Annotated in this window: 5 protein-coding genes; 3 read left to right on the top strand and 2 right to left on the bottom strand. The window is 63.1% G+C overall.

The annotated features are described in order from the left end of the window. Nucleotides 1-238: 238 nt before the first annotated feature. From H0487_RS19875 to H0487_RS19865, 3 genes are all read left to right on the top strand, one after another. The gene (locus tag H0487_RS19875; RefSeq protein WP_183095967.1) at nucleotides 239-1,093 is read left to right on the top strand and encodes a S1 family peptidase; all 855 of its coding nucleotides are present in this window, start codon (nucleotides 239-241) and stop codon (nucleotides 1,091-1,093) included. A 570-nt stretch (nucleotides 1,094-1,663) separates the two neighbouring features. Further along, nucleotides 1,664-2,821 (top strand): hypothetical protein, encoded by a 1,158-nt coding sequence (locus H0487_RS19870; protein WP_183095966.1) that lies wholly within the window; start codon nucleotides 1,664-1,666, stop codon nucleotides 2,819-2,821. A 739-nt stretch (nucleotides 2,822-3,560) separates the two neighbouring features. Continuing rightward, nucleotides 3,561-5,558 (top strand): hypothetical protein, encoded by a 1,998-nt coding sequence (locus H0487_RS19865; RefSeq protein ID WP_183095965.1) that lies wholly within the window; start codon nucleotides 3,561-3,563, stop codon nucleotides 5,556-5,558. A gap of 43 nt (nucleotides 5,559-5,601) precedes the next feature. Here the strand turns inward: H0487_RS19865 and H0487_RS19860 are convergent, their stop codons facing one another. Together H0487_RS19860 and H0487_RS19855 are read right to left on the bottom strand one after the other, a co-directional pair. Next, a complete protein-coding gene (locus H0487_RS19860; RefSeq protein ID WP_183095964.1) occupies nucleotides 5,602-6,513 on the bottom strand; it encodes a tyrosine-type recombinase/integrase in 912 nt (303 codons plus the stop codon). Nucleotides 6,514-6,681: 168 nt separating this feature from the next. After that, nucleotides 6,682-9,102, bottom strand: coding sequence for a hypothetical protein (locus H0487_RS19855; RefSeq protein WP_183095963.1), 2,421 nt, complete (start codon nucleotides 9,100-9,102; stop codon nucleotides 6,682-6,684). Nucleotides 9,103-9,156 lie beyond the last annotated feature (54 nt).

The following is a 9,156-nucleotide window of genomic DNA, read 5'->3' as shown; positions in this document are numbered from 1 at the left end:
CCCCCGCACATCGACACTTCGGATCAGCCACTTCCCGGACCCGCAACACCGACGCTACCCGCGCCCCGACGACCCCGGAAGACCCCAGTCCTCACCGGCGATTGACAACAGAGGGGTACCGCAAAGACGCAGGATGGTCACCGCGGCATCGGTGTGGAGGAATGGCGGGCGCTAGCCCCGTCTGCTGGGTTCGGCTTCAAGGCTCTGAAGTGTCGGTCGTCCGTGGTCGAATCGGAACGTGAAGGTCGAATCGATTCTCGAGCAGTTGATGTTCACCACGGTCCGGATCACCGTGACACGCGGAACTGAGACCGGCTTCGGGACCGGCTTCTACTTCGCGGTAGAGGTCGACGACCTCGGCGCGATGATGTTCGTTGTTACCAACAAGCACGTTGTTGAGGGCGCGGACTCGGTCACGCTTCACTGCATCGCGGCGAACCCCGACGACACGCCTGCACTGGGTGTCGAGATCCCAGTTCCGCTCGACGACTCCACGCCGTTCGTCTTTCACGGCGACCCAGATGTCGACATTGCGGTTTGCTCGATTTGGGCGCCCATCATGAACGCCGAGGCGCATGGTGGTCGGAAGGTGTTCATTCGGCCACTCGACCCATCTTTATGCGCCACCGCGGAAACACTTGAGGCATTCGAACCGATCGAACCGGTGACCTTTATCGGCTACCCCGACGGGCTCTACGACTCCACGTCGCTACTTCCGATCGTCCGTCGAGGCCACAGTGCAAGCGCGCTCAACGTGGACTACGAGGGCAAGCCCACCTTTCTCATCGATGCCTCGGTTTTTCCTGGCTCGAGCGGAAGTCCAGTGTTCTTGGTCGTCCCAGCGTCGGCGCCCGACAAGTTTGGGAATATTACCTTCGGGCCGGGCACGAGAGTGTTGTTCCTCGGCGTGGTGGCGGCTGTTTACGAACGTGCGGTCGACCTTGTGACCGTCGCAAGCTCTCGGTCGCTGTCTCTTGAGACGCTCGATATTGGCATCGTTTATAAGGCGAGAGTCGTGAAGGAGATCTGCGAAGCAGTCGCAAACCGGATTGCACCTGTGCGGCCGCCGAGGCCCTCGGGGCCGGTCACGTAGCGAGCCCTTGGCTCTGCGCGACCGGGTGGACGGGCGGGCGACCATGAGACCATCTGTCACGGCGTGGCGACCGAGTCGAGTTGGGCGTACGCGCGCCGGAAGTAGACCTCCTGGGTTGGTTGGCTGGAGACGCATCGCCGGCTTACTCAAGGTGTGGAGTCCGCTGGCCACATTCTGATGATTGCTCGAGGCAGTCTCTCTCCGTCGAGTTCGGTTGCAACTGCGACCTCCCCTTCATGCAACGTTCGACACTTCACCCAGCGACGAGTGCGTCGAAGAAGTCATTGGGTGAACTCGATCCCGACGTTATCGTCGACGGGCACCGCACTGGCTGTTAGTGGACAGTTGGACCAACGGCAGTTCAGCGATCACAACGTTCAGTGTGAAAGCATTCAGTGAGCGGTCCCGCGCCGAAATGGACAGACGGCAGTTTCCTGCGGCCGGAGAGGAGACGCGTTGGCTGGGCTATGCAGGGCCGATCGCCGCCGAAGGCGCCGCTGGTCTCGTGGCCGGAAGGCCCTCGAACTCCTCCTGACCCAGGCGGACTGGACGCACCGTCGAGCTGAGACCATGTCATTCGAGGCTCACGGCGAGACTCGGCAACGGATCTCCTGGGACTTCACCCTTCCCCAGGAACTAGCGATCGAAGCATCCAAGGACCGGGTAGCCGTTCCTCTGGCAACCTTGCGGAAGGAACCGCTCAAACGTCTCGACGTCACCGATGCGGCGGGCACGGCGATTCCGATTTGGGGGACGGACGACAATGGCGCACTGGCAACCGAAGCCCTTGTCTCGGGTCTATCCGGGGTGCTGGGTCGGGAACTTTCAACGCGCGAACTCGAGGCGCTGCGGTCGATCGTTTTTGCGACCCAGCCTGAGCAGTACCAGCCTGCTCTGAAGCTGATTCGCGACGCCCTCGGGGTCGCTGACCGAACGGTCGAGGGAACGCCGTTGATGGCGGTTGCTGAGGACTTGGCGGTGAACTTCATCCTCGTCGTTGAACTCCCTGCTGAAACCGCCGGCACCAGGACCTTGGTGAAGATGCAGTACGAAGGGGACGTCAACGGCGATGGTGAGCCGACCGCGGCCTACAGCGTGGTTCATAACGCCTGGTTTGACGGGGCTGCGTGGTCTAGCACGCGCAGCTGGCATGTCGAGGTGCATGCGCCCCCGGGACTGGCCATCCACGCTCTGACGGCTTCTCGCTGGGATGCTGATGACGACGACATCAAGCCGCTCGGCGTCTCGCCAGTGCTCGGCCACACCGCGCACGTAGCGGGTCAGACGACGCCACTAGGCTCCTTGAGCTGGTTCGAACTCGAGCTGCGGCCAGCACGAAGTGGTCTGGTCAGTCAGACTCTCTTCGGGGCGCTCATGACGGGCCTACTGCTGGTTGCCGGTGTGATCTTCGACGACGCGCTGTACGACGCCGTTAAGGATCCGAATCGGGCATCGGCTGTTGTCGCAATAATGCTTGCTGTCCCGGCCTTTCTGCTCGCCTTGCTCTCCCGCGGACAAGAACACGGCCTTGTGTCGCGGCTCTTGCTGCTGCCGAGGATGATCAACCTCGCTGTCGCTGTCGTGCTCTTGTTCACGGCGGCCGCGCTCGTGCTGGGAACGGACAAGGACTACCTGAGTTGCACACTACGAGCGCTTCTGGCCGTGCAGTTCGTCCTATTCGTGGCCGCCGGCGTCGTGTGGGGCCGTTCTGTCGGTGGTGACCCTTAACGTTCCGATCAGCAGGTAGCATCAATCAGCACTGGCGTGCATGACGGCAGGAGACAGGATGGCCAGGAACGCTCGCAAGGTCACTCGTAAGGGCTCGGTTGTCGCGGCACCCAAGAAGGGGCTCGTCGTCCGCTCCGCTGAGAGCAGCCGTATGACCGGAATGAGAAGCATCCCGCTCAAAGACCGCGATGCCGCAGTCCGGGAGTTCCTCAAGAACGCGAAGTAGCGCCGATTCTCAGTAGTTGGATAAATGCGCGTTAGGCGTGCCCGCGGGGCGTCGACTCTGGGAGACGGATGGACTCTCCGTGGCGCCGACACCAGCTTCACGTGTAGAGCGCGCCATGGCATCGGGCGATTGAAGTGTCGTGCCCTTCTGGGTCCCGTGGTACGCGCCTATCGTGGCCGCCGTGTCGCGGCGGAGTGATGCAGCGGCTCGGATGGCGTCAGGCCGGCACGACCGGAGTCTCATTTGCTGAGGATGAGCTCGCTTTGCGAAGCCAACGGGGAGGCGTCCGCCAGGGCGCCATCCCTGCGCCACTGGGTGTGACAAGTGGCGTCGGAGCATGCGTTCCGTCGCGGGCTGACAGGCCCAACGACAGCACCGTGGCGGCGGTGGCACTCGAGCCGCGCGGAAACCTATTCGGTCGGTGTCGGTGGTGCGCGATTCAATGGTGAGGCGACCAACATCGATCCGGCTGCTTGACCGATCGGCGCTGCGTTGGCCCAGGGGAGGAACGACATGACCGCGGACACCGACGTCGACGACGTCGACGACGTCACTATGCGCCTGCGCTTCTACGGCGCCGGCGACTTCGCCACCTACTGGCAGATCCAGAAGGCGGCAGACCTCATCCAGCGGTTCAACCCGTCCGCCCCACCCGATGACGTCAACGGCATCCTTGAGATCCACAACGCACGCCTCTTCGTGGAGGCAGGCTTCACGCCGAAGGACCTGCCCGAGGCCGAGCACACCTCGCTCACTGAGGCGGCCCGCCCCATCCGCCGAGTCGTCGCCCAGTGGTTCCACGCGCTCAAGGACGAGGATCTCGATGACAAGCTCAGCGACGTTGACTGGCAGTACCACGAACACCTCCTCGACCTCTTGGCCGCTCTCGGTGTTTTTGGACGCTGCAGTGCGACCCCCATGCTGGCCGTCCTGGACCGGGCCCGCATCCACCCCGGTGACCTGCTCACCAGCAAGCGTCTCGTTGAGAACTACGACACTCAGGTCCGCGACCTCCTCCTCGCCAACCCCGACCGAGCCGAGCTCGTCATCCGTCACCACCTCGAGGACCAGGTCAGGAATGAGACCTTCCTCCCTGCCAGCCTCACCCCGGCCGACCAGCGCGAATTGATTCAGAAGTACATCGACAGCGACAACCCGAACGGCAACTACCTAAAGCTCGTCGCGAACGCCCCGATCGACGACAAGACCGGTGTCGACAAGCGGCTGATCGTCAAGGCCAAGCGCCGCTATGACGCCCAGGTGAAGGAGTTCTTCGCGACCAACACAGGCATCACGACCGGATGCTCGGTCTCCGTGTCTGACACGCAGATTGAGCCGATGATGGTCTCCCTGGACGACACCGTCATCGAGTACACCTTCAGTGAGGCCTGGCTCGAGGACACACTGGACTACGCCTCGGTCCTCAACAACTTCCAGTTCCTTTTCGAGTTCGCCCCCGAGGACGGACTGCTCACGCTGCCGGCCGTCGACAGCGAGCGCCGCGGTCTCGAGTCCGTCTTCGGTCTCAACGGCACCCACGACTACCTCACCGGACACGTGTTTACAGCCAAGGACCTCGCGACCCTCTCGCAGACGGTCATGTATCGACGCTTCCTCGAAGCGAGGGACATCGATCTCGAGGAAGTGCTCCGCTGGTACTTCGAGGAGCACCTGCCTTCGGAACTCGGCATCACCGGGTTCGCCTTCACCCCCAGCAGCTCCACCGCGAACTACTTGGAGCGGTGCCGCAACCTCTTTGCGGAGATGGAGTCGATCGCCACCCAGTACAACCTCTTCATCGAGGACGGTGAGATCGACCACGACGTGGCCACCGCCGGGGCAGACCTGGTTCGGTACCGCGACATCTCCAGCGCGATCGAGGGCAAGTACGCCTACGCGACCGACCACCCCGAGATCCAGTCGATCCTCCACACCCTGTTCTCCGATCAGTCACACCTCACCTACGTCGACGAGAACCTGAGCGGTGACAACGCCGTCGACCTCCTGGTCCGAAACGAGGTCCCATATGAGGCACTGCACGCCTTCCAGCAGCCCATGATCGACAAGCTCATCGAGATCGGACTCGCAAAGAACACAGGGCAGCGGATCGTGTTGACGAACTTCCCGCTCTTCTCGGTCTTGAGGTCACTCAGTCACCACGAGGCAGTGGCCTACCACCACCTCGATCATGCGGCTCGCGCCCACGTGGACGCGATGATCGACGCAGGATGGCTAGTACGACGCTCTTCCCTGCTGACCGAGGCCGAGGCCGCGTACTTCAACTACAACCTGAACTCGGTCGACTTCAGCAACGGCCCCAAGCTCCGCAACAAGTACCAGCACGGAGTCCAACCCAAGGGCGAGGGCGAGGCTCAGCACCAGGACACCTATTACAGGGCCCTGCGACTGATGATCGCGCTGACGATCAAGATCAACGACGAGCTCGTCCTCACGTCGACTGATCACGGCATCTCGACCACCGACGAGACCCCGGCAGACCGAGACAATTGACCGAGAGCCCAAGTCAATTTCGGCGGAGCTGAGGCGTGCACTTCTATACGCCGGCGACGTAGGCGGTCAGGAAGTGCACTCCGTGGCGGTCGAGGTTCCCTCGGGCGCGGTCGTAGTGCTCGGTCGTTCTCGGGTCGGCGTGCCGGGCGAGGATCTGGGCGTCGCGGAGTGGCACGCCAGCGTCGAGGGCGTTGGTGATGGCGGCGTGACGCAGGGAGTGGGGGCCGATGTGCCGTGGGATGTTCGACGCCCTCGCGATCCGTTGGACCATTCGGTAGATGTCGCCCCGATCGACCGGGTTGCCGGACCGCGGCCTCAGCACCAGCGGACCGCAGGTGCGCTCTGCTCGGCACGCCTCCAACGCGCGGAGGACGGGAACGGTCAGGGGCATGGTCGCGGGCTTGTTGCCCTTGCCGACAAGGTGAAGGACTCGGTGCCCGCGAAGTGTTTCGCGGTAGTCCTCGATTCGGACGGCCGCAGCCTCTGATGCTCGCAGTGCGTTGATGCCGAGGAGATAGGCCAGGGCGCCGTGATGAATCGTGAGGGTCGGGGCAACCTGTAGGAACCGGATGAGTTCTAGGCGGTCGAGGCCCTGCGTGCGGGATTCGTCGGAGTGCACCTTGGGCAGGCGGGCGTCGACCGCCGGGTCGCTGACGATGAGGCCGTCGATGTGGGCGAACCGGAAGTAGCCGCGCACGGCGTGCATCGATGAGTTCACCGAGGAGGCCATCAATCCGCACTCACTGAGATGCCGGATGAACAGCTCGACGTGGGCACGCGCGACGCTGATCAGTGGGTCGAGCTGATTGTTCTCGCACCAGGCGAACCAGCGCCGAAGTTGGTAGGCGTACATCGTGTGGGTCTGGCCGGTGTAGCGAGCCAGGAAGGAGACCGCGGCGAGCTGGGCCGTGGTCATCTCGTCCGGACGGAACGGAAGCAGAGCGGAAGTAGGCATGGCAGTTCCCTAGCGATCGAGGTCGGTCCTCGGCGCCGGTTCGCCGCACCGACGGCGAGGCAGGCCTCCGACGCTAGATCCGAATCGTCCGAGAAGTCGCGGCCGAAAGGCGCATCGGACCGGCCTAGCGTGAGCCAGGCCGAAAGGTTGGCGCCCACGATGTCGGTATCAGTAGCCGAGTGACCCGCGCACCGCAGCCCGTCGTGCAGCAGCTCTCGCCTCAGCCAAACGCGGCTCGAAGGTCTCGACGCCTCGCTCCCCGAGCCGCGCGAGGTCCGGCTCGGGCGACTCAGCCAGTTCACGGCACTCCTTGAGGTGCCGTTCGAGCCGTTCGTGGTCTTCGCCCCATTGCGTGCCGACCTCGAGGGTCCAGAGAAGGTCATCGGGCTGCCACTTGAGCGGCCGGAGCATGACAGCGAGAACTCTCAGCGGGTATCGCTTGCCGTGCTGGAACCGCGTCGCGTGAAGCAGTTTGCTGAGCGACACCGGAAAGGTCGCGTCGGACACGGCTGTGGTTATCCATTCGACATCGGCGGCTGAGATGACCCAGAAGAGGTTCCTGGCGATCGGGCTCTCCCGCACCCGGTTCCAGAGGTCGAACCGGTGTGCGCTGCTCAGCTCACGCGCGCTTTCCTCCCACTCGTCGAAGTCATCGTTGCCCTCGAGCGCCTCGACGTGCTTGACCAGCAGACTTATATAGATCTCTGGCTTCGTCTTCGCGAGGATTCCCAGTGCCTTGGACTGCATGTGGTCGCGGATGGTGCCTGATGGGACGACGAGGTCACTCATGGCCGTAGCCCAGTCGGGATCGGCTGGCATCTCCTCTGAGGAGTACGACATCTCGGCCGCCCACAGCGCGGCGGCACTGCTTCGAACCTTGGGCTCCGGGTGGGTGAAAAGTGCTTGACGGGTGGACTCGGATGCGTGACCGATGGCGTAGGACGAGTCGAGGTCCTGGATGTCTTCGACCGTAAGGGCGTCGACGATGAGACTCGCGAGCTCGGCGTCCTGGCACTCATTGATGACCGAGCTGATGAGGGAGCCTCTCCCGCCTGCGTCGCCGAGGAGCTCCGTGGCAAGAGGAACAGTCATGACGCCGTTGTCGACGCACCTGCTGATGAGAAGGCTGGCTGCGCGACCCAGCCCATAGTCCAGCGCTACTCGGAGCCAGACCTCCGGGTCGGGACGCATGGAGAGTCGGACCATGACGCTCCACGCTGCTGAGCCGTGCTTGACCATGGCGAGGTCGGCGTCGTGGTCAACGAGCCACGTCATGATGACGCTGGGCGGTTGTTCAATGTAGGCAGCGAGCGCTCGGTCGAGTTCAGCGTCTCGGAGGCGGCGGTCCTCTTCCCAATCTTCGGAGAAGTCGCGCTCCGCGGTCAGTGCCGCGAAGAGCTCATCCGGTTCGTCGAGTGTGATTTCGAGGCTGGAGGCCTCTCGGTTGAAGACCGCGCGCAGGCCCGGGGTGGCGACCAGCGGGACGATGGCATTGGCGATCGAGACCGCGACCCGTCGCGCAGCAGTCTGCTGTCCTGGGCTGGGGACGCCGCCGAACGGAAGGTGGTATCCGCCGGCGATATGGGCCCATTTGCTCATGACCTCGATGAGATCTGGGAGCTCTGCGTCCGAAGCCATGGCGAGTCGACTGACCAGCTCTGGTTCGAGCGCGTCATACAGGGCGTCAATGTCTTCTCCGAGCCAGGTGAACGACTGCATGACGAACGAGTTCAGCTTCTCGGGGGTCATGTAGTTGCCGTCGAAGGTCGGCTGGAGGACACGACATGCGAGCTCGAGCCAGGCGTGGTCAGGCAGATCTTGAGCTTGGTCACTCGCCATTGCCGCGCAGAGGTGCACGATCGCCGTCGAGGTGGGGAAATCTCCAGTCCTGGCATCCTGCACACCTTCAACCACCGTCTCAATGGGCGTCGTGTAGTCCCAACCTCGTGCAGCCAATTGGGTCAGTGAGTCGAAGAAGAATGCGACGCGCTCAGTCGTCTCTGTCTGAAGCGAGTCCGCGACGCGCGCGGCAAGTACCTTGGTTGCTGCAACGGCGGACCCTTCATCGTTCGCTTCCGCTGCATCTTGCACTTCCTGCCTAAGGAACTCGAAGACGAAATGCGTGCACTCAGGATTGATAAGTGCGTAGGTGCGCAATAGTTCGTCACCGTCTGAGCCCAGTTTCAAGTCGGGCAGGACGGTGAGAAGTTCTTCCGCGGGGGGCACCATCGGCGCTTCGGCACCGAGCAGCGCGGCGTAGATCTGCGTCTGCAAGATGCCTGGGAGCAGTTCAGGCAGCGCAGTCTTGATGTCGCTGATGCGTACGGCGGTCGCGTGGCCGGCGAAGTAGACATCGGCCACGATGCTCGCTGCGATGGTTCGGGGAACCACGCGGTAGTAGTTCTCGAACGTTCGTCCGTCGGGAGAGTTCCACAGCCGGTTGCGGCGGACGTCAACGAGACCGGCGATTGCCACCGAGCGGATGAGCTCCTCGAACTGCGTGGGGTTGAGTTCGAATGGGTCTGCTGCACGGATAGGTGACATCTGATCTGCGTCGATGTGTGTCGACGCTGGAAGGATGTGCACCATGCCGAAGGCGTTTCCCAAGGAGTTCCGCGAGGACGTGATCCGGGTCTATCGCGA

Origin of the sequence: Nocardioides stalactiti, from assembly GCF_014180715.1 — a bacterium.
GTDB classification, from domain to species: Bacteria; Actinomycetota; Actinomycetes; order Propionibacteriales; family Nocardioidaceae; genus Nocardioides; species Nocardioides stalactiti.
Note: the sequence above shows the minus strand (reverse complement) of the source record. Positions and strands in the feature narration are given on the sequence as shown.